Origin of the sequence: Zoogloea sp. 1C4 (genome assembly GCF_009469605.1) — a bacterium.
In the GTDB taxonomy this organism is placed as follows: Bacteria; Pseudomonadota; Gammaproteobacteria; order Burkholderiales; family Rhodocyclaceae; genus Zoogloea; species Zoogloea oryzae.
In genome coordinates, this window is the sequence record NZ_SSXU01000004.1 from 21,032 (window position 1) to 41,038 (window position 20,007).

Consider the following 20,007-nt stretch of genomic DNA (forward strand, 5'->3'; position numbering starts at 1 on the left):
AAGCGAACATGGATTTCGCCAGCCTCGGCCTGTCCGAGAACATTGTCAAAGCCGTCAACGAAGCCGGCTATACCGACCCCACCTCCGTTCAGCAAGCCGCCATCCCTGCCGCTCTCGCCGGCAAGGATCTCGTCGTCTCCAGCCAGACCGGCTCCGGCAAGACGGCCGCCTTCATGCTGCCCTCCCTCGAGCGTCTGACCACCGAGCCGACCATCAAGGCCCGCGGCCCCCGCGTGCTGGTGCTCACCCCGACCCGCGAACTGGCCGTGCAGGTCACCGAAGCCACCAAGCGCTACGGCAAGAACCTGCGCTACGCCAAGGCCGTCAGCGTCGTCGGCGGCATGCCCTACCCGGTGCAGAACAAGCTGCTGTCCAGCCCCTATGAAATCCTCGTGGCCACCCCCGGCCGCCTGATGGACCAGATGAACAGCGGCCGCATCGACTTCGCCCGCCTCGAGATCCTGATCCTCGACGAAGCCGACCGCATGCTCGACATGGGCTTCGTGGACGACATCGAGGCCATCTGCGCCAAGCTGCCCGCCAGCCGCCAGACCCTGTTCTTCTCGGCCACCCTCGACGGCCAGGTTGCCCGCATGATGCAGCGCCTGCTGAAGGATCCGGAGCGCATCGAGATCGATTCCGCCCAGACCCGCCACGAGAACATCGAACAGCGCCTGATGGTTGCCGACGACATCGGCCACAAGAACCGCCTGCTCGACGGCCTGCTGCGCGATGTCGGCGTGGATCAGGCCATCGTGTTCACCGCCACCAAGCGTGACGCCGACGCCCTGACCCTCAACCTCGAGTCCATGGGTCACTCGGTTGCCGCCCTGCACGGCGACATGAACCAGCGCATGCGCACCCGCACCCTGGATCAACTCCGTCGCGGCCACCTGCGCGTGCTGATCGCCACCGACGTTGCCGCCCGCGGCATCGACGTGCGCACCATCAGCCACGTCATCAACTACGACCTGCCCAAGGTCGCCGCCGATTACGTCCACCGCATCGGCCGCACCGGCCGTGGCGGCTCCAGCGGCATCGCCATCAGCCTGGCCGAGCGCCGTGACGTGCGCCTGCTGCGCGCCATCGAACGCTACACCCGCCAGCCCCTGGCCGTGCACACCCTGCCGGGCCTCGAGCCGCGCAGCACCATGCCCGCCGACGACCGCCGCCCCGGCGGCCCCCGTCGCGAAGGCGGCCGCAGCTTCGGCAACGCACCGCGCTTCGGCGACAAGCGTCCGTCCGCCGGCCACGGTGGCGCCCGCTTCGGCGACAAGCCCGCCGGCGGTTTCGGCGGTGGCCGTTTCGACCGCAACGAGCGTCGTGACGACACCCGTGGCGACAGCCGTCCGGCCAGCCCGTGGGCCGGCCGCAGCGAAGGCACCCGTGATTTCGGCGACAACCGTCGCACCGAATTCGCCGACCGTCCGCGTCACCCGGAACACCGCACCGAGTTCCCCCATGTGGCCAAGCGCAGCTCGACCCACCACAACGCCGGCAGCGGCTTTGGCGGTGGCCGCAGCGGCGACGGCGGCAAGCCGCGTGCCGGCCGCACCTTCAACCGCGACCGCTAAGTCGCGGCGGTAGCTGCAAGCCAGATCAAGGGACGTCCTCGGACGTCCCTTTTTTCATCCCCCGGCCGGGCCGCCAAGCGCGGGAAAGCCGTCAAAAAACCCCTCTTCTCCCGGGGTTGATTCCCCCCGCCCCGCCTATGATGAAAGTACGCATCCGAAGGCGCGGACATCCGTGCCCGTCCGCGCTCACACCAAAGGGGGAACAACCATGAAAATCACCAGTCCTGTCGTCGGCGAAATGGAAGTCTCGGCCGACCGCGTCATCGACTTTCCGGCCGGCCTGCCGGGCTTCGAGAACTGCCGCCAGTTCACCCTGGTGCATACCGCCGACACCGATGCGCCCAAGCTGTTCGTGCTCCAGTGCCTGGACGATCCCCAGGTCGCCTTCACCGTCACCACGCCGGACATCCTCGGCCTCAACTACGAATTCACCCTCGGCGATGACGAGGTCGCCGCCCTTCAGTTGGGCAGCGCCGACGACGCCAGCGTGCTGCTGATCGTCAGCCGCGGCGAAGGCGCCTCGCCGGTGCGCGCCAACGTGATGGCCCCGCTGGTGCTCAACACCGCCACCCGTCGTGGCCTGCAGAAGATCATCGGCAAGGTGGACGCCAGCGTCACCCTCAAGGCCATCGGCTGACCCCGCCGCCAGCCGATGTAACAAGGGCGCCACCAGGGCGCCCTTTTTCATTGCGGCCAGCCGCGCTCAGTAGAGCAGGAAGGGCCGCCGGGTTTCGTCCCACTCGCGCTCGTCGGCCTGGGCCAGGGCGTCCAGATCGCCGGGGCGCGAGTTGCGGTCGTCCACCCACTCGCGCAGGATCTCCGAGCCGTTGATGAGGTCGATCGCCAGCCGGTCGTGCTCGTATTCGTAGGGGAAATCGCGCCACAGGGGGTAATCCCGGCGCAGGTGGCGGATCGCCTTGAAGGCCAGCGCCTGCACGCGCCACGGGCGGAAGGCCTCGTGGTTATAGTGGAGCGGATCTTCCACGTGGATCTGCACGCCGTTGCACAGCTTGCCGGCGTGCTTGTGGAAGGTGGGCTCGAACCAGCATTCGCGCAGCTTGCAGCCGGCCAGCCACTTGGGGGCGATGGTTTCCATGTGGGCGATGATCTGGCGGGCGTCGAGATCGGGCGCGCCGAAGAGCTCCAGCGGCCGGGTGGTGCCGCGGCCTTCCGAGAGCGTCGTGCCTTCCAGCATCACCGTGCCGGCGTAGGCGCGGGCCATCGACAGGTTGGGCGCGTTGGGGCTGGGGTTGATCCAGCTGCGCTCCGCCAGCGGCCAGCCGTAGCCCGGCGCGGCCTCGGGCTCCCAGCCCTGCATCGCGATCACCTCGCACTCCACATCCAGCTTGAGGGTGGCGATGAACCACTTCGCCAGCTCGCCCATCGTCATGCCGTGGCGCATGGGCAGCGGGCCGGCGCCCACGAAGCTCTCCCAGCCGGGCTGGAGCAGCGTGCCTTCAATCGGCCGGCCGGCGGGGTTGGGGCGGTCGAGCACCCACACCGCCTTCTTGTGCTTCGCGGCGGCCTCCAGCACATAGCGCAGGGTGGTGATGAAGGTGTAGATGCGGCAGCCGAGATCCTGCAGATCCACCAGCAGCACGTCGAAGCGGTCGAGCATGGTGGCCGTGGGGCGGCGCACCTCGCCGTACAGGCTGAACACCGGAATGCCGTGCTGGGGATCGAAGTAGTCGGGCGACTCGACCATGTTGTCCTGCTTGTCACCGCGCAGGCCGTGCTGGGGGCCGAAGGCGGCGGTGATGTGCAGATCCTGCAGGGCCATCAGGGCATCGAGGGCGTGGGTCAGGTCGCGGGTGACGGAAGCCGGGTGGGCGAGCAGCGCCACGCGCTTGCCGGCCAGCGGCTTGCGCAGGGCGGGGTCGGCGAGCAGACGGTCGAGGCCGAATTGGATCATGAGTTCACAGCTTTCAGGGCGAGGGCAAAGCCGTCGCGATGGTGGAAATCGGGCTGGGCGGCGGGATGGCGCAGGGCCCAGTAAGCGTGGCTGCCATCGGCGTGTTCGACGACGGCGGTGAGGCCGATCGATAGATCGCCCGGCGGAAACTGTTCGACGCCCAGGGTGACATCCAGTTCCAGCCCGGCGGCATCCCGGCGGGTTTCGATGCGCGGCGCGGGGCTGGCCGGCGACGCAATGCGCTGGCGGTAATCCGCAAAATCGAAGCGCATCCACTGGCCATTGGGCGAGAAGTTGAACTCCCGGTAGCCCGCCACGCCCGCCTGGGCGACGAACAGCTCGAAGCAGGTGTAAGCCCACAGGCGCTCGGGCGGCAGCGGCGTGGCCGGGTCGGGCACGCGCAGCGCGGCGAGGTCGCCGTCGAGGCGGTAGCGGATGACCAGCCCGTCCGGGCCGGCGGCCAGCGTCACGGCGATGCCGCTCACCGCGCCGTCCGGCAGCGCCGGGTGGCAGACGAGGGAGCGCAGTTCGAGCGGTTCGGTCGGGAACACGGCAGCGGGCATGGTGTCGGATCGAGATCGGGCGGCCCGGCAGTTTAGCCGGTCTCGCCCGGCGCGTTAAACTCCGCAACCCTCTCAGTTTGTAACCAGCCCCGCCCCATGTCCGCCACCGCGCCCGCCCTGCGCAGCCTGCCCGACCGCCTCCGCCAGATCGCCCTGTTTGAAGTGGGCGGGCTGCTGCTCATCACGCCGCCCTTCGTGTGGCTGTCCGGCGTTCCGCCGAAGGAATCCCTCACCCTGCTGGCCGTGCTGGCCCTGATGGCGGCCGTGTGGAACGGCGTCTACAACAGCAGCTACGACTGGATCGAAGGCCGCCTCACCGGCCGCACCGCCGACCGCCGCCCGTGGCCGCTGCGCATCCTCCACGCGGCCGGCTTCGAAGGCGGGCTGCTGCTCATGACCCTGCCGGTGATCGTCTGGTGGACCACCATGGGCTGGATCGAGGCGCTGGTGGCCGACCTGGGCCTCGCCGCCGCCTACACCGCCTACGCCTTCGTCTTCAACGTGGCCTACGACCGCCTCTTTCCCATCGAACCCCGCGCCCACTGAGCGCACATCCACCCCCGGAGCCCGCCATGCCCACCACCACCCTCACCATTTCCGGCATGCAGTCGGACGAATGCCTGCGCACCGTGATGAACGCCATCCAGGATCTGCCCCACATCGGCTACGTGGAGGTGTCCCTCGAAACCGGCCACGCCGAGATCGAGCACGGCACCCTGGTATCCGAAGGCGACATCCGCGCAGCGATCGAGGACGCCGGCTTCCCCACCCGCTGACGCCCCCGAACCTGCAGGTAGGACTTCAGTCCGACAGCGCCCCCGGCTCACCCGCACGAATCCCGAGCAGTGCGCCCCCGGTCCTGTAGGTCGGACTTCAGTCCGACATCGGGGCTTCGATCCAACGACGTTGTCGGACTGAAGTCCGACCTACAGGACCTACACGAACTCAGCCCGCGCGCCTCGGCCGGGCTCGGCGGCTATAATCCGCGCCTTCACCACCGCCGGGATCGCGCCGTGTCCGACCGCCTGAAAGTTCTCCCCCAATACCTCATCCCCAAGCAGGCGCTCACCATCCTGGCCGGCAAGCTGGCCAGCGCAAAGGCCGGCGGGCTCACCACCTCGGTCATCCGCTGGTTCGTCGGGCGCTACGGGGTGAACATGGCGGAAGCCGCCAACCCGGACATCGCCAGCTACCCGAGCTTCAACGAATTCTTCACCCGCCCGCTCAAGGCCGGCGCGCGGCCCTTTGCCAGCGCCGACTACCTGTGCCCGGTGGATGGCGCCATCAGCCAGTTCGGGCGCATCGAGCGCGACCAGATCTTTCAGGCCAAGGGCCACACGTATTCCACCACCGCGCTGGTGGGCGGCGATCGGGATCTCGCCCTGTGGTTCCACGACGGCGAGTTCGCCACGCTCTACCTCAGCCCGCGGGATTACCACCGCATCCACATGCCCTGCGACGGCCGCCTCACCCGGATGATCTACATCCCCGGCGAGCTGTTCTCGGTCAACCCGACCACCGCCCGCGGCGTGCCCGGCCTGTTCGCCCGCAACGAGCGGGTGGTGTGCGTGTTCGAGAACGACGAGACCGGCCCCTTCGTGCTGGTGCTGGTGGGCGCCACCATCGTCGGCAGCATGGCCACCGTGTGGCACGGCCAGATCAACCCGCCGCGCCCCGGCACCATCAAGGAATGGGACTACGCCCCGGGCCAGGTCACGCTTAAAAAGGGCGACGAGATGGGCCGCTTCCTGCTCGGCTCCACCGTCGTCATGCTCTTTCCCAAGGGGCGCCTCAGCTTCAACCCCGACTGGTCGCCCACCCGCGCGATCCGCATGGGCGAGGCGATGGGCAGCCGCGCCTGACCCCGAGCATCCTGCAGGTCCTGTAGGTCGGACTTCAGTCCGACAACACAGCCAGACCAGCGCGATGATGTCGGACTAAAGTCCGACCTACAGAAGCGCGAACCACCGGAGCCCTGCCGATGCGCCTGCCTGCGCTGCCCCTCATCGTCGTCGCCCAGCTGTTCGGCACGTCCCTGTGGTTCTCGGCCAACAGCGCCGGCGCCGATCTCATGCGCGCCTGGCAGCTCCAGCCGTCCGATCTGGGCCAGCTCACCAACGCGGTGCAGCTGGGCTTCATCGCCGGCACCTTGGGCTTCTCCCTCTCCGGCCTCGCCGACCGCTTTGCGGCGAGCCGCATCTTTGCCATCTGCGCGGTGCTCGGTGCGCTGGCGAATGCCGCCTTCGCGCTGCTGGCCGACGGCCTCGGCGCCGCGCTGCCGCTGCGCTTTTTCGTGGGGCTGGCGCTGGCCGGGGTGTACCCGCTGGGGATGAAGCTGGTGGTGAGCTGGGTGCCCCAGCAGGCCGGCGCGGCGCTGGCCTGGCTGGTGGGCATGCTCACCCTCGGCACCGCGCTGCCCCACGGGGTGCGCTTTCTCGATACCGGCTGGGGCTGGCAGGCCACGGTGCTGGTGTCGTCGGGCCTTGCGGTGCTGGCCGCCGGCCTCATCACGCTCCTGGGCGACGGGCCGCATCTGGTGCGCAAGCCCGGCGCCCCCACCCTGCGCCTGGGCCGGGTGATCCTCGCCTTCTTCGAGCCCCGCCTGCGGGCCTCGGCCGGCGGCTACTTCGGCCACCAGTGGGAGCTCTATGCCTTCTGGACCCTCGTGCCGCTGCTGGTGGGGCAGGTGACCGCCGGCAGCCCGTCCGGCCCCTCCTTCGCGGTGATCGGCATCGGCGCCGTCGGCTGCGTGGCAGGCGGTTTCCTCAGCCGGCGGATCGGCAGCGCCCGGGTCGCGGCCATCGCGATGGCGGTCTCGGCCCTGTGCTGCGCGATCTACCCCTTCCTCAAGGGCAGCCCGGAGTGGCTGCTGGGCGCGGTGATGCTGGTGTGGGGTGCCAGCGTGGTGGCCGATTCGCCGCACTTCTCCGCGCTCTCGGCCCGCGCCTGCCCGCCGGAGATCGTCGGCAGCGCGCTGGCCTTCCAGAACGCCATCGGCTTTGCGATCACCATGGGCTCCATCGCCCTCACCACCCGCCTGTGGCCCGCGCTTCACGAGCAGGTGGCGTGGATCCTCCTGCCCGGCCCGCTGCTGGGGCTCGTCGCCCTGTGGCCGCTGGTCAGGCAGGGAGGCGCAGAATCCGCACCGCCCCCGCCAGCACCATCGCCCCGATGAGGCTGCCGATCAGCCAGTCGGGCCACTGGGCGCCGGTCCATGCCACCAGCAGGCCGGCGACGATCACCCCGATATTGGCCAGCACGTCGTTGGCCGAGAAGATGTAGCTCGCCTTCATGTGGGCGCCGCCGTCCCGGTGGCGCGCCACCCTCAGCAGGCAGGCCACGTTGGCCGCCAGCGCCAGCACCGACACCCCCATCATCGCCCCGGCCAGGGGCGCCGCGCCGTGCAGGATGTGCTCCGTCACCTGGGCGAACAGCCCCAGCGCCAGCACCACCTGCAGCCAGCCCGCCAGCCGCGCCGCCTGCCGCTGCATGCCGGCGCCGCGCCCCACCGCGTAGAGCGCCGTGCCATACACCGCGGCATCGGCAAACATGTCCAGCCCGTCGGCCAGCAGACCCGACGAATCCGCCCACCAGCCCGCCACCACCTCGACCACGAACATCACCCCGTTGATCGCCAGCAGCCACCACAGGCTGCGCCGCTCGGCGGCTGGGTCGGACGCCGGGGCCGCAGGCATCGGCGCGGTGGCCGGGCCGCTGTCGACGAGCTCGGCGCCCATCCCCAGCTTCTGCAGCCGCCCCAGCACCACGCCCACCGGCACCGCGTGATCCACCACCAGCGTGCGCCCCGGCAGGTCGAAGCGCAGTCCCTGGGCCAGCCCGCCCAGCGCGGCGCGGATCTGCACCTCCTCCGACGGGCAATCCATGCCCGGCACCCGGAAGGTCGACCGGAAACGCGCCGCGCCTGCAGCCGGCTCACCGGCCGGCACCTGAGCCGACACCCCACCCTGCGGCCCGCAGCCGCAACCCGCCGAACACGACGCTCCGTCCTTCATCCCGCACCTCCGCAATCCAGTCGTCCGATGGTAGCCTCATCGACTGCACCGCAGCAAAGGCCCGCCCCATGTCCAGCATCCCCATCCGCTACGTCGAACCCGTCTTCCGCCCGCCCTCCGAGGCCCAATCCCTGATCCTGCCCGTCACCGACGGCTGCTCCTGGAACCACTGCACCTTCTGCGAGATGTACACCGCCCCGCAAAAAGCCTTCCGCGCCCGCGCCGAGGACGAGGTGCTGGAGAGCATCCGCCGCACCGGCCAGATGTATGGCGACCAGATCCGCCGCGTCTTCCTGGCCGACGGCGACGCGCTGGTGCTTCCCACCCGCCGCCTGCTGGCCATCCTCGACGCCATCCGCCAGCACATGCCCGCGGTGCATCGCGTCTCCAGCTACTGCCTGGCGCGCAACCTCAAGAAGAAGAGCGTGGAAGAGCTCGCCCAGCTCCGCGCGGCCGGGCTGGCGATGGTCTATCTGGGCGCCGAATCCGGCGACGACACGGTGCTCGAAAAGGTGAACAAGGGCGAGACCTTCGACTCCACCCGCAGCGCACTCGACAAGCTCGGCGAGGCCGGCATCACCCGCTCGGTGATGATCCTCAACGGCCTGGGCGGGCAGGTGTATTCCGCCCAGCACGCCGACAACTCCGCCCGCCTCGCCAACGCCACCCAGCCGGAGTACCTGTCCACGCTGGTGGTGAGCTTCCCCAAGGGCGAGGCACGCTTCCGTGAGGGCTTTGCGGAGTGGGAGCCGCTGGATCAACCCGCCCTTTTCCACGAGATGGAACGCTTCCTCAGTCAGCTCGACCTGCGCCGCACCGTGTTCCGCTCCGACCACGCCAGCAACTGGCTGGTGCTGAAAGGCACGCTGGGAGCCGACAAGGAACGCCTGCTCGCCCAGGTGCGGCAGGCGATTGCCGAACCGGGTGGCGCCCACCTGCGGCCGGCCTGGGCGCGGGGGCTGTAGCGCACGCCCCGGCGCCCCTTGCCCGATGGGCGCCGCCGCAGCGCCCGGTGTAACCTACCCGCCTTTCCCGGGCTTGCGCGTCAGACGCATGCAACATGCGTCCACGCAGCAGCCCTGACCGACGCCTCACCCTCGCATCCCCATGCTCGACGACATCAAGAAGATCCTCTGGGCGGCAGCCGACAAGCTGCGCGCCAACATGGATGCAGCCGAATACAAGCACCTGGTGCTGGGCCTCATCTTCCTCAAATACGTCTCCGACACCTTCGCCGCCCGCCGGGCCGAGCTGACCCGCCGCTTCCTCGACGAAGCCGACGACTACTTCCTGCACGAGTGCGACGACGAGATGCTCGCGGATGAGCTCGAAGACCGCGACTACTACAAGGAGGTCAACGTCTTCTGGGTGCCCGAAGCCGCCCGCTGGGAGCAGCTGCGCGCCGCCGCCAAACAGACCGACATCGGCAAGCGCATCGACGAAGCCCTCACCGTCATCGAGCAGGAGAACCCCAAGCTCAAGGGCATCCTCGACAAGCGTTACGGCCGCGCCCAGCTGCCCGACGGCAAGCTCGGCGAGCTGGTGGATCTCGTCTCCACCATCGGCTTTGGCGACGACCCCGGTGCCGCCCGCGACGTGCTGGGCCAGGTGTACGAATACTTCCTCGGCCAGTTCGCCAGCGCCGAGGGCAAGAAGGGTGGCCAGTTCTACACCCCGGCCAGCATCGTCAAAACCCTCGTGGCCGTGCTCGCCCCGCACCACGGCAAGGTGTACGACCCCTGCTGTGGCTCCGGCGGCATGTTCGTGCAGTCCGAAAAGTTCATCGAGGCCCACGGCGGCAAGCTGGGCGACGTGTCCATCTACGGGCAGGAATCCAACCCCACCACCTGGCGCCTCGCCGCGATGAACCTCGCCATCCGCGGCATCGACTTCAACCTGGGCAAGGAGCCCGCCGACACCTTCACCCGCAACCAGCACCCGGACCTGCGCGCCGACTTCATCCTCGCCAACCCGCCTTTCAACATCAGCGACTGGTGGCACGGCAGCCTGGAGGGCGACCCCCGCTGGCTGTATGGCGACCCACCCCAGGGCAATGCCAACTACGCTTGGCTCCAGCACATGCTGCACCACCTCGGCCCCACCGGCCGCGCCGGCATCGTGCTCGCCAACGGCAGCATGAGCTCCAGCCAGAACAACGAAGGCCAGATCCGCGCCGCGATGGTCGAGGCCGACGTGGTGGAGGTGATGATCGCCCTGCCCGGCCAGCTCTTCTTCAACACCCAGATCCCCGCCTGCCTGTGGTTTCTGGCCAGAAAGAAGACCGCCCGCCCCGGCGAGGTGCTGTTCATCGACGCCCGCAAGCTCGGCCGCATGATCAGCCGGGTGCAGGCCGAGCTGACCGACGAAGTCATCGACCGCATCGCCGCCACCGTCGCCGCCTGGCGCGGTGAAGCAGGCGACTACGCCGACCAGCCCGGCTACTGCCGCAGCGTCGCGCTCGCCGAGATTGCCGGGCACGGCCATGTGCTCACCCCCGGCCGCTACGTGGGCGCCGAGGCGGTGGAGGACGACGACGAAGCCTTTGCCGACAAGATGCGCTCGCTCACCGAAAAGCTCGGCGAGCAGATGGCGAAGGGGGCGGAGCTGGATGCCCTGATCCGCCAGAAGCTGGGAGTGCTGGGCTATGAGTTCTGACCGCCCACCCCAAACCATGAGCACCCCAACCCCCACCGTAGGTCGGGTTAGCCCACAGGGCGTAACCCGACAGGACACCGCCGCCGAAGTGGCAGCCGATGTCGGGTTACGCGAAGCTAACCCGACCTACGGGGCTGATTGCTCCTGGCCTCAGATGACTCTCCGCGAGGCGGGAGTCACCCTCATCGACTGCGACCACCGTACGCCTCGTACAGCTGAAAATGGTTATCCCTATATTGCGATTCCGCAGCTTAAAGATGGGCATATCCATCTGGACGGTGTTCGCCGAATCTCTCCAGCCGACTATTTCGAATGGACAAAGAAGCTCAAGCCACAGGAGCACGATGTAATCGTTGTTCGTCGCTGTAGCTCCGGTGACAGTGCCGTCATTCCAGCCAAGCTTGAATGCGCGATTGGCCAAAATTTAGTTGTGCTGCGAGCGGACGGACGGCATGTTTATCCGCCCTTCCTAAGGTGGCTTGTACGTGGTCCTGACTGGTGGAACCAGGTTGGCAAGTACATCAATGTCGGGGCTGTGTTCGATAGCCTTAAGTGTCGCGAAATACCGCATTTTGAACTTAGAGTCCCGCCTCTTCCGGTTCAGCGCGAGATTGCGTCTCTGCTTGGTGCCCTCGACGACCGCATCGCCCTCCTGCACGAAACCAACGCCACCCTCGAATCCATCGCCCAGGCGCTGTTCAAGTCCTGGTTCGTCGACTTCGACCCCGTCCGCGCCAGGCAGCAAGGGCTCGCCCCGGAAGGGATGGACGAGGCGACGGCAATGCTGTTTCCGGATGAGTTCGAGGAGTCGGAGTTGGGGCTGGTGCCGAGGGGGTGGAGGCTGATACCTCTGTCGAAAGCATTCGAAATCAATCCGAGCCGGAAGCTGAAGAGGGGCGAAACGGCCCCCTACCTCGACATGGCGAGCGTCAGCACGCAGGGACACATCGTCGGCGCTCCGATAGAGCGAGAGTTCGGCTCAGGTACCAAATTCGTCAATGGCGATACGCTCCTGGCGCGGATCACGCCTTGCCTCGAGAATGGTAAGACCGCTTACGTCGATTGCTTACCGGACGGTCAGACTGGCTGGGGTTCGACCGAATTCGTTATCCTGAGGCCTCAGCCGCCTTTGCCGTCGTACTACGCTTACCTTCTTTGCCGGCACGGGGCCTTCCGTAATTTCGCCATCCAAAGCATGTCCGGCACCAGTGGCCGTCAGCGCATCCAGAACGATGTGCTCGGCCGCTATCCTATCGCCGTCCCGCCACCAGCCTTGGCCGACGCGTTCGGACAGGTGGTTAGTGGGCTTCAGTCGACGATCGCAGCGAACCACGCCACCGCCCAAACCCTCTCCACCCTCCGCGACACCCTGCTCCCCCGCCTGATCTCCGGCCAGCTCCGCGTGCCCGAGACGGAATCGCAAATCGAGGAGGCCACCGCATGACCCCCGCCCCCCATGCCCCGAATCTCCCCGAGGACTACCCGGCGTGGCTGATCCGGCTCAAGACCGACATCCGTCATGCCCGTCAGCGTTCAGCGCTGGCCGTCAATGCGGAGATGGTCCAGTTGTACCGGCGCATCGGTCAGGAGATTCTGGCCCGTCGGGCCGAGCAGGGCTGGGGTACCAAGGTGATCGAGCGGCTGGCCAGGGATCTGAAGGATGCCTTCCCGGACATGCGCGGCTGGTCGGCCAGCAACCTGAAATACATGCGCTTCTTTGCCGAGCATTGCCCGGATGGCAAATTTGGTCAGCAGCCTGCTGACCAATTGCCGTGGTTCCACATCGTGACCCTGCTGACCAAACTGGCCAGCCCCGGGGAGCGGGCGTGGTACGCCGTGCGGGCCGTGCAGCTGGGTTGGTCGCGGCCCACGCTGGAACTCCACATCCGCAATCGCCTGATGGAACGGCAGGGCACTGCCGTAACCAACTTCGAGGCCCGCCTGCCCTCCCCTGATTCGGCCCTTGCGGCCGAAACCCTGAAAGACCCTTACCTCTTCGACTTTCTGGGTTTGGGAGACGATGCCCACGAGCGGGATATCGAAAACGGCCTGATCCGCCATATCACCCGCTTTCTGCTGGAGTTGGGGTCCGGCTTCGCCTTCATCGGACGGCAGTTCCGGCTGGAGGTGGCGGGCGACGAATTTTTCATCGACCTCCTTTTTTATCACACGCGCCTGAAGTGCTATGTGGTGGTCGAGCTGAAGGCGACGGCCTTCAAGCCCGAACATGCAGGCCAGCTCAACTTTTACCTCTCTGCGGTGGATGCGCAGGTGAAGGCGCCGGACGACAAGCCGACCATCGGCCTGCTGCTGTGCAAGCAGCAGAACCGGCTGGTCGCCGAGTACGCCCTGTCGGGGATCGAGAAGCCGATGGGCGTAGCGGAATACCAGCTGCTGCGCGACCTTCCCGCGTCGTTCGAGCGCAGCCTGCCCAGTATCGAAGCGATCGAGGCCGAGCTGACCGAAGAGATCGACAAGCTGGACCCGCAGAAATGACCGAAGACCAGCTCGAACACGAAGCCCTCGGCTGGCTGGCCGAGGTGGGTTACACGCCGCTTTACGGCCCGGAGCTGGCACCGGACGGCGAGCGCCCGGAGCGCAGCAGCTACCAGCAGGTGCTGCTTGTGGAGCGCCTGCGTGCGGCCATCGCCCGCCTGAACCCGCAGCTCACCACCGCAGCGCGGGAAGACGCGCTGCAACAGGTGCGGGATCTGGGCATCCCGGCGCTGCTGTCGGCCAACCGGCGGTTCCACCAGCTGCTGGTGACCGGCGTGCCGGTCGAGGTGCAGCGTGGCGGCGAAACGCTGGGCGACTTTGCCCGCCTGATCGACTGGGTCGATCCATCGAACAACGAATGGCTGGCGATCAACCAGTTCACCGTGAAGGGCCCGCACCACACCCGCCGGCCAGACATCGTGCTCTTCGTGAATGGCCTGCCGCTGGTGGTCATCGAGTTGAAGAACCCGGCCGACGCCAACGCCGACATCTGGAAGGCCTTCGAGCAGCTCCAGACCTACAAGGCCCAGACGCCGGACCTGTTCCAGTACAACGAGGTGCTGGTGATCTCCGACGGCTCGGACGCCCGCATGGGCTCCCTGTCGGCCGACGCCGAGCGCTTCATGCAGTGGCGCACCATCGACGGCATCGCCCTCGACCCGCTGGGTGAGTTCAACGAGCTGGAGACCCTGATCCGCGGCGTGCTCGCCCCGGCGCTGTTGCTCGACTACCTGCGCTACTTCGTGCTTTTTGAGGACGATGGCGGGCTGGTCAAAAAGATCGCTGGCTACCACCAGTTCCACGCGGTGCGGGCGGCGATCCAGCAGGTGATCGCGGCCTCGCGCCCCGGCGGCGCTGCGGCAACCAAGGGCAAGGGCGGCGTGGTATGGCACACCCAGGGCAGCGGCAAGAGCATCACGATGACCTGCTTCGCCGCGCGGGTGATGCAGGCCACGGCGATGGAGAACCCCACCATCGTGGTCATCACCGACCGCAACGACCTGGACGGCCAGCTCTTCGGCGTGTTCTCGCTGGCCCAGGACCTGCTGCGGGAGCAGCCGGTGCAGGCAGGCACCCGGCAGGATCTGCGCCGGCTCCTGGCCAAGCGCCCGTCCGGCGGCATCGTGTTTGCGACGATCCAGAAGTTCATGCCGGGCGAGGACGAGGACGTCTTTCCGCTGCTCTCGGACCGGCACAACATCGTGGTCATCGCCGACGAGGCCCACCGCACCCAGTACGGCTTCGAGGCGAAGCTCAAGACCTTCAAGCCCAGGGCCAGCGCCAACGACGCCGAGGGCCAGCTGGCCGCCGAGCCCCGGGCGGCCTATGTGGTCGGCTACGCCCAGCACCTGCGCGACGCGCTGCCCAACGCCACCTTCGTGGCCTTCACCGGCACGCCGGTATCCAGCGAGGACCGGGACACCCGCGCGGTGTTCGGCGACTACATCCACATCTACGACATGCAGCAGGCCAAGGAGGACGGCGCCACGGTGGCGATCTACTTCGAGTCGCGGCTGGCCAAACTGTCGCTGAAGGCCGACGAACTGCCCCACATCGATGACGAGGTGGATGAGCTGGCCGAGGACGAGGAGGAAAGCCAGCAGGCCCGCCTGAAGAGCAAGTGGGCGGCGCTGGAGAAGGTCGTCGGCGCCGAACCCCGCATCGCCAGCGTGGCGGCGGATCTGGTGGCCCACTTCGAGGAGCGCAACAAGGCCCAGACAGGCAAGGCGATGGTGGTGGCGATGAGCCGCGACATCTGCGTGCATCTCTACAACGAGATCGTGAAACTCCGGCCCGACTGGCACGACGATGACCCCGAGAAGGGCGCGATCAAGATCGTGATGACCGGATCGGCCAGCGACAAGGCGCTGCTGCGCCCGCACCTCTACAGCAAGCAGGTCAAGAAACGCCTGGAGAAGCGCTTCAAGGACCCGGCCGACCCGCTGCGGCTGGTGATCGTCCGCGACATGTGGCTGACCGGCTTCGACGCGCCCTGCGTGCATACCCTGTATGTGGACAAGCCCATGAAGGGCCACAACCTCATGCAGGCCATCGCCCGGGTGAACCGCGTCTTCAAGGACAAGCAGGGCGGGCTGGTGGTGGACTACATCGGCATCGCCAACGAGCTGAAGTCGGCACTGAAGGACTACACCGCCAGCAAGGGCCGCGGCCGCCCGACCGTGGATGCGGCCGAGGCATACGCCGTGCTGGAGGAGAAGCTCGACATCCTGCGCGGGCTGCTCCACGGCTTCGACTACGCCGACTTCCTGAGCGCCGGCCATCGGCGTCTCGCGGGCGCGGCCAACCATGTGCTGGGCATCAAGGACGGCAAGAAGCGTTTTGCTGATCAGGCGGTGGCCATGTCCAAGGCCTTCACCCTGTGCTGCACGCTGGACGAGGCCAAGGCGGTGCGCGAGGAGGTCGCATTCTTCCAGGCGGTGAAGGTGATCCTCACCAAGCGCGACCTGACCCACAAGAAGAAGACCGACGAGGAGCGCGAACTGGCGATCCGCCAGATCATCGGCTCGGCGGTGGTGTCGGAAGATGTGGTGGATGTGTTCGAGGCGGTGGGCCTCGACAAGCCCAACATCGGCATCCTCGACGATGAGTTCCTGGCCGAGGTGCGCAACCTGCCGGAACGCAATCTGGCCGTCGAGTTGCTGGAGCGCCTGCTGGAAGGCGAGATCAAGAGCCGCTTTGCGGGCAACGTGGTGCAGGAGAAGAAGTTCTCCGAGCTGCTGGCCAACGTGGTCAAGCGCTACCAGAACCGCGCCATCGAGACCGCTCAGGTGATCGAGGAGCTGATCGAGATGGCGAAGAAGTTCCACGCCGCCGCCACCCGAGGCGAGGAACTGGGCCTCTCCGAAGACGAGATCCGCTTCTACGACGCGCTGGCCAATAACGAATCGGCGGTGCGCGAACTCTCCGACGAGACGCTGAAGAAGATCGCCCACGAACTCACCGAGAACCTGCGCAACAACCTGACCGTGGATTGGTCGGAGCGCGAGAGCGTGCGCGCCAGGCTGCGCCTGATGGTCAAGCGCATCCTGCGCAAGTACAAGTACCCACCCGACCAGCAGGAAGGCGCCGTCGAGTTGGTGCTCCAGCAGGCGAAGGCGCTGGGCGAGGCATGGATGGCGGCGTGATCGGCAGTCGGACTTCAGTCTGACGACACGGCCGTACCGGAGAGGGGTGTCGGACTGACGCCCGACCCACGGGGCGGGGGGTGATTTTTCATCGACGGAGGGTGATTGCCACCCTCCGTCGCCTCATTATTAGGCGACGCTGCCTTATTTTTAGGCGACCGAGGGTAATCGGGACCCTCGATTGCCTAACTTTTAGGCGACGTCGCCTAAAGTTTAGGCAGCGCTGCCTAATTATCAGGCGGCATTGCCTAAGAATTAGGCAGCAGAGGGTAACGGAGACCCTCGGTCGCCTAAAAATGAGGCAATCGAGGGTCTCCGTTACCCCCTCCCGGATCGACCCGTAGGTCGGACTTCAGTCCGACAACACGGGTTGATGAGCGGGGGGGAATGTCGGACTGAAGTCCGACCTACAGGGATGGGGTGCTGCCCTCGCCGGCCTCGCCGATCTGCGTGCGCAGCTTTTCCAGCACATCGGCCTCGGTGCGCACGTGGAAGAAGGCGCCGGCTTCGTCGGCGCGTTCTTCGAGCACCTGGCAGTGGGCAAACACGGCCTGGCGCAGTTGCTGGGCGGACCAGGGGAGGAAGAGCTCGGCTTCGACCAGATCGCGCTGGAAGAAGGTGACGATGGTGCCGTGCAGGCGCATCACGTCGTCGGGGCGGCGGGCGCTCATCACGATGCAGCCGGGGTAGCGGGCCTCCAGTGCGGCGGCGTGTTCGGCCTGGGCTTCGGCGTCGCCCACGTGGTCGATCTTGTTGAACACACGGATGCGGGGCACTTCGTCGGCGCCGATCTCGGCGAGCACGGTGTCGGTCACTTCCAGCTGGCGCTCGAAGCCGGGGTCGCTGGCGTCGATCACGTGGAGCAGCAGCTCGGCTTCGAGGGCTTCGTCCAGGGTGGATTTGAAGGACGCGACGAGGCCGTGGGGCAGGTTCTTGATGAAGCCGACGGTGTCGCTCACCAGCACGCGGGGCACGCTCTCGGGGTAGAGGACGCGGACGGTGGTGTCGAGGGTGGCGAAGAGCTTGTTGGCCACCAGCACCTCGCTGCCGGTGAGGGCGCGCATCAGGGTGGATTTGCCGGCGTTGGTGTAGCCCACCAGCGCCACGCTGGCGAGGCCGCGGCTGCCCTGGCGGCGGGCGCGCTGGGTCTTGCGCTCGGCGTCCATAGCGATGATCTCCTGCTGCAGCTCGGCGATGCGGTCGCGGATCTTGCGGCGGTCGAGCTCGGTGAGGGATTCGCCCGCCCCACGGCCACCACCGCCGCCCCGCTGGCGCCCCTGGGAGCCGGCCAGCTTGGCCATCTCGCGCAGGCGCGGCGCCATGTAGCCGAGGCGGGCGATCTCCACCTGGGCCTTGGCGGCGCGGGAGCGGGCATTGCGGTGGAAGATCTCGAGGATGACCATGGTGCGGTCCATCACCTCGCAGCCCACTTCAACCTCCAGGTTGCGCGCCTGGGAGGGCGACAGCTCGTGATCCACCAGCACGAATTCGATCTCGCGGCCATCGTCGCCGGCCACGTAGTCGCGGACTTCCTGCCGCTTGCCGGCCCCCAGGTAGGCCGCCGTGTCGAACGTGGTGCGCTTCTGGACGAAGCTGTGGACGACCTGCAGGCCCAGAGTCTTGGCGAGTTCGCGCAGCTCGGTGAGCGAGGCGTCGAACTCGAAGTCGGGTACGTTGGGCAGCTGGACTGCGGCGATGACGGCGTAAATGGGGGTATCTCGGGCTTCGGTTTGCATGCGGCGCGGGGCGTCTCTCGAATGGTCAAAAGTGGAGTGTACCCGCCATGGGGCCGGGGGCCGCGAAGTTTGGTGACAGGGCGGGAAGAGGATGGGGTACGTGCTGCCCTGTAGGTCGGACTTCAGTCCGACAATACGGCCGGATCGGAGGGGGGATGTCGGACTGAAGTCCGACCTACAGGGCCCAAAGGGCCTGCATGGCGTTCTACAATCCGCCGCATCCCCACACCCTGCATGCCGCCATGTCCCTTCCGCGCCTTGCGCCCGGCATCGTCCCTGCCCTGATGGCGTGGATGCTGTACGGGCTGATCACCTTCGTCATCCAGTCGAGCAGCGGCATCTCGTATCTGGACTGGTTCAGGACGGCGGCCAATGCCTGGCGCACCGGGGTGCTGTCCCTCGCGGTGGGCAGCGTGGTCCTGCTGGGCTGGCTGGCCATCACCCGCTGGGATCACCTGTGGCGCGATCCGCGGCGGCTGCCGGTCAGCGGGGTGATGAAGGCGGCGATGGGGTTCTGGTGGGCGGCCATCGCGCTGCGCCTGGCCGGCGTGGACTGGCAGGCCGTGCCCCTCGACCTGCTGCTGGCGGTCGTGGTGTCCGGGGTGCTGGTGGGCTTTGCGGAGGAGACGCTGTTCCGCGGCTTCGTGCTGCGCGCCCTGCGGGAGGGCGGCCGGGCAGAATCCAGCGCGGCGCTATGGACGGCCGTCTGCTTCGGCCTGTTCCACCTGCCCAACGTGCTGATGGGCACCGGCGCGGTGGGGGTGATCCAGGTCTTCATCGCGGCCCTGAGCGGCAGCGTGCTGTACGTCTTCCGCCGCCACACGGGCCGCCTGTGGCCGGCGATGGTGGCCCACGGCGTGTGGGACATCTCGACCTTCCTCGCCGGCGGCTATGCCCAGCCCTGGCTCACCGCCACCACCCTTCCCATGCTGGGCCTGTCGGTGCTGGTGGGGATCGTGGTGCTCGCGAACATCGTGCGGGGCGACCGGCATGTGGTGATGCTCCCTTAACCCCAAGACCGACCACCGCCCATGCCCCATCAGCAGATCCTCAGCTTCACCACCCGCCCCCGCGCCACCCGCGACATCACCGCCGACGTAGCCGCGGTGGTGCGCGCCGCCGGCATCGATTGCGGGCTCGCCCACGTCTTCGTGCAGCACACCAGCTGCTCGCTGCTCATCACCGAAAACGCCGACCCGGACGTGCGGCGCGACCTCGAAACCGTCTTCGCCCGCCTCGCCCCCGACGGCGACCCGGCCTACCGGCATGATCTCGAAGGCGACGACGACATGGCCGCCCACGCCCGCAGCGTGCTGTCCGACGTGAGCCTCACCGTGCCAGTGGGCGGCGGCCGCCTGCTGCTGGGCACCTGGCAGGGCATCTTCCTGTGGGAGCATCGGGCGCAAAGCCACAGCCGGCGGGTGGTTGTGACGGTCATGGGCTGATTGCTCCGCGATGGCCAGCGGACGTTTCGGGGCGCATACTTTTCGAGCCGGCCTCCATGCCCGGTCGGACGGAGCCCACCCCATGAACCCCTCCGCAAAGCACGACACGCAATATCTGCTCGCCGCCGCCACCCTCGTCATCTTCGCGTCCATCGGCATGGCCTTCTGGTCCTGTCAGGACGGCAGCCACGAGGCCTGCCTGTACAACATCGGCCTCACGCCGGTGCTGGCCGTCGTCTTCTACGTGGTCGTCGGCGCCCCGCTCGCCCTTCTCGCCGCCTTCCTGCGCGACGAGGTCTTCGCCGACCAGCCCGACGACGACAAGTCACCGCCCGCCCAATAGGTGCCGACGCCCCCGCGGCCCGCCGCCATTTGTGACGATGGTTGGCTGATCGCCCGAACCCCAAGCCCGTCACGGGGATTCGGCGGCGCCGGTGCTATGCTCGGGGGATTAGCCACTGGCCGTG

18 protein-coding genes are annotated in these 20,007 nt (G+C 67.6%); 14 read left to right on the top strand and 4 right to left on the bottom strand.

All coding sequences use genetic code 11. The features are described 5' to 3' along the window. Positions 1-8: 8 nt before the first annotated feature. Positions 9-1,574 carry a DEAD/DEAH box helicase gene (locus GH681_RS06015; protein WP_153160535.1) on the top strand — a complete coding sequence of 522 codons (1,566 nt, stop codon included), beginning with the start codon at positions 9-11 and terminating at the stop codon, positions 1,572-1,574. 208 nt (positions 1,575-1,782) lie between these two features. Continuing rightward, a complete protein-coding gene (gene fliW, locus GH681_RS06020; RefSeq protein WP_153160536.1) occupies positions 1,783-2,211 on the top strand; it encodes a flagellar assembly protein FliW in 429 nt (142 codons plus the stop codon). Between the two features lie 66 nt (positions 2,212-2,277). On the opposite strand, the gene GH681_RS06025 is transcribed toward fliW, so the two are convergent. Then, complete coding sequence (locus GH681_RS06025; RefSeq protein ID WP_153160537.1) at positions 2,278-3,486, bottom strand: exo-beta-N-acetylmuramidase NamZ domain-containing protein; 1,209 nt, start codon at positions 3,484-3,486, stop codon at positions 2,278-2,280. Further along, entirely contained in the window at positions 3,483-4,049 is a 567-nt protein-coding gene (locus tag GH681_RS06030) for a DOMON-like domain-containing protein (protein WP_153160538.1), read from the bottom strand. Before GH681_RS06030 ends, GH681_RS06025 begins: the two co-directional genes overlap by 4 nt. Before the next feature lie 96 nt (positions 4,050-4,145). On the opposite strand from GH681_RS06030, the gene GH681_RS06035 reads away from it, so the two are divergent. From GH681_RS06035 to GH681_RS06050, 4 genes are all read left to right on the top strand, one after another. After that, a complete protein-coding gene (locus GH681_RS06035; protein ID WP_153160539.1) occupies positions 4,146-4,595 on the top strand; it encodes a PACE efflux transporter in 450 nt (149 codons plus the stop codon). Positions 4,596-4,621: 26 nt separating this feature from the next. Beyond that, a complete protein-coding gene (locus GH681_RS06040) occupies positions 4,622-4,825 on the top strand; it encodes a heavy-metal-associated domain-containing protein (protein ID WP_153160540.1) in 204 nt (67 codons plus the stop codon). Positions 4,826-5,062: 237 nt separating this feature from the next. After that, entirely contained in the window at positions 5,063-5,911 is an 849-nt protein-coding gene (gene asd, locus GH681_RS06045; RefSeq protein ID WP_153160541.1) for an archaetidylserine decarboxylase, read from the top strand. A 119-nt stretch (positions 5,912-6,030) separates the two neighbouring features. Further along, positions 6,031-7,224 carry an MFS transporter gene (locus GH681_RS06050; RefSeq protein ID WP_153160542.1) on the top strand — a complete coding sequence of 398 codons (1,194 nt, stop codon included), beginning with the start codon at positions 6,031-6,033 and terminating at the stop codon, positions 7,222-7,224. Here the strand turns inward: GH681_RS06050 and GH681_RS06055 are convergent. Next, entirely contained in the window at positions 7,169-8,062 is an 894-nt protein-coding gene (locus GH681_RS06055) for a cation transporter (RefSeq protein WP_153160543.1), read from the bottom strand. The two genes, GH681_RS06050 and GH681_RS06055, sit on opposite strands and share 56 nt — an antisense overlap. A 68-nt stretch (positions 8,063-8,130) precedes the next feature. Between GH681_RS06055 and GH681_RS06060 the strand changes: the two genes are divergently transcribed. From GH681_RS06060 to GH681_RS06080, 5 genes are all read left to right on the top strand, one after another. Continuing rightward, positions 8,131-9,027 carry a radical SAM protein gene (locus GH681_RS06060; RefSeq protein ID WP_153160544.1) on the top strand — a complete coding sequence of 299 codons (897 nt, stop codon included), beginning with the start codon at positions 8,131-8,133 and terminating at the stop codon, positions 9,025-9,027. Positions 9,028-9,169: 142 nt separating this feature from the next. Further along, entirely contained in the window at positions 9,170-10,717 is a 1,548-nt protein-coding gene (locus GH681_RS06065) for a class I SAM-dependent DNA methyltransferase (protein WP_153160545.1), read from the top strand. A 154-nt stretch (positions 10,718-10,871) separates the two neighbouring features. Continuing rightward, positions 10,872-12,161, top strand: a complete 1,290-nt coding sequence (locus GH681_RS06070) for a restriction endonuclease subunit S (protein WP_153160546.1) — start codon at positions 10,872-10,874, stop codon at positions 12,159-12,161. Then, positions 12,158-13,213, top strand: coding sequence for a YhcG family protein (locus tag GH681_RS06075; RefSeq protein WP_153160547.1), 1,056 nt, complete (start codon positions 12,158-12,160; stop codon positions 13,211-13,213). The genes GH681_RS06070 and GH681_RS06075 overlap by 4 nt, the downstream gene beginning before the upstream one ends. Next, the gene (locus tag GH681_RS06080; protein ID WP_153160548.1) at positions 13,210-16,359 is read left to right on the top strand and encodes a type I restriction endonuclease subunit R; all 3,150 of its coding nucleotides are present in this window, start codon (positions 13,210-13,212) and stop codon (positions 16,357-16,359) included. Before GH681_RS06075 ends, GH681_RS06080 begins: the two co-directional genes overlap by 4 nt. A 407-nt stretch (positions 16,360-16,766) precedes the next feature. Here GH681_RS06080 and hflX read toward each other — a convergent pair whose 3' ends face one another. Then, positions 16,767-18,095 (bottom strand): GTPase HflX, encoded by a 1,329-nt coding sequence (gene hflX / locus GH681_RS06085; protein ID WP_153160549.1) that lies wholly within the window; start codon positions 18,093-18,095, stop codon positions 16,767-16,769. A gap of 197 nt (positions 18,096-18,292) precedes the next feature. Here hflX and GH681_RS06090 point away from each other — a divergent pair, with 197 nt between their 5' ends. The 3 genes from GH681_RS06090 to GH681_RS06100 all read left to right on the top strand — a co-directional run bounded on the left by GH681_RS06090 (position 18,293) and on the right by GH681_RS06100 (position 19,883). After that, complete coding sequence (locus GH681_RS06090; RefSeq protein ID WP_153160550.1) at positions 18,293-19,105, top strand: CPBP family intramembrane glutamic endopeptidase; 813 nt, start codon at positions 18,293-18,295, stop codon at positions 19,103-19,105. 21 nt (positions 19,106-19,126) lie between these two features. Then, positions 19,127-19,540 (top strand): secondary thiamine-phosphate synthase enzyme YjbQ, encoded by a 414-nt coding sequence (locus GH681_RS06095; protein ID WP_153160551.1) that lies wholly within the window; start codon positions 19,127-19,129, stop codon positions 19,538-19,540. 82 nt (positions 19,541-19,622) lie between these two features. Then, on the top strand, positions 19,623-19,883 hold the full coding sequence (locus GH681_RS06100) for a hypothetical protein (protein ID WP_153160552.1): 261 nt from the start codon (positions 19,623-19,625) through the stop codon (positions 19,881-19,883). Positions 19,884-20,007 lie beyond the last annotated feature (124 nt).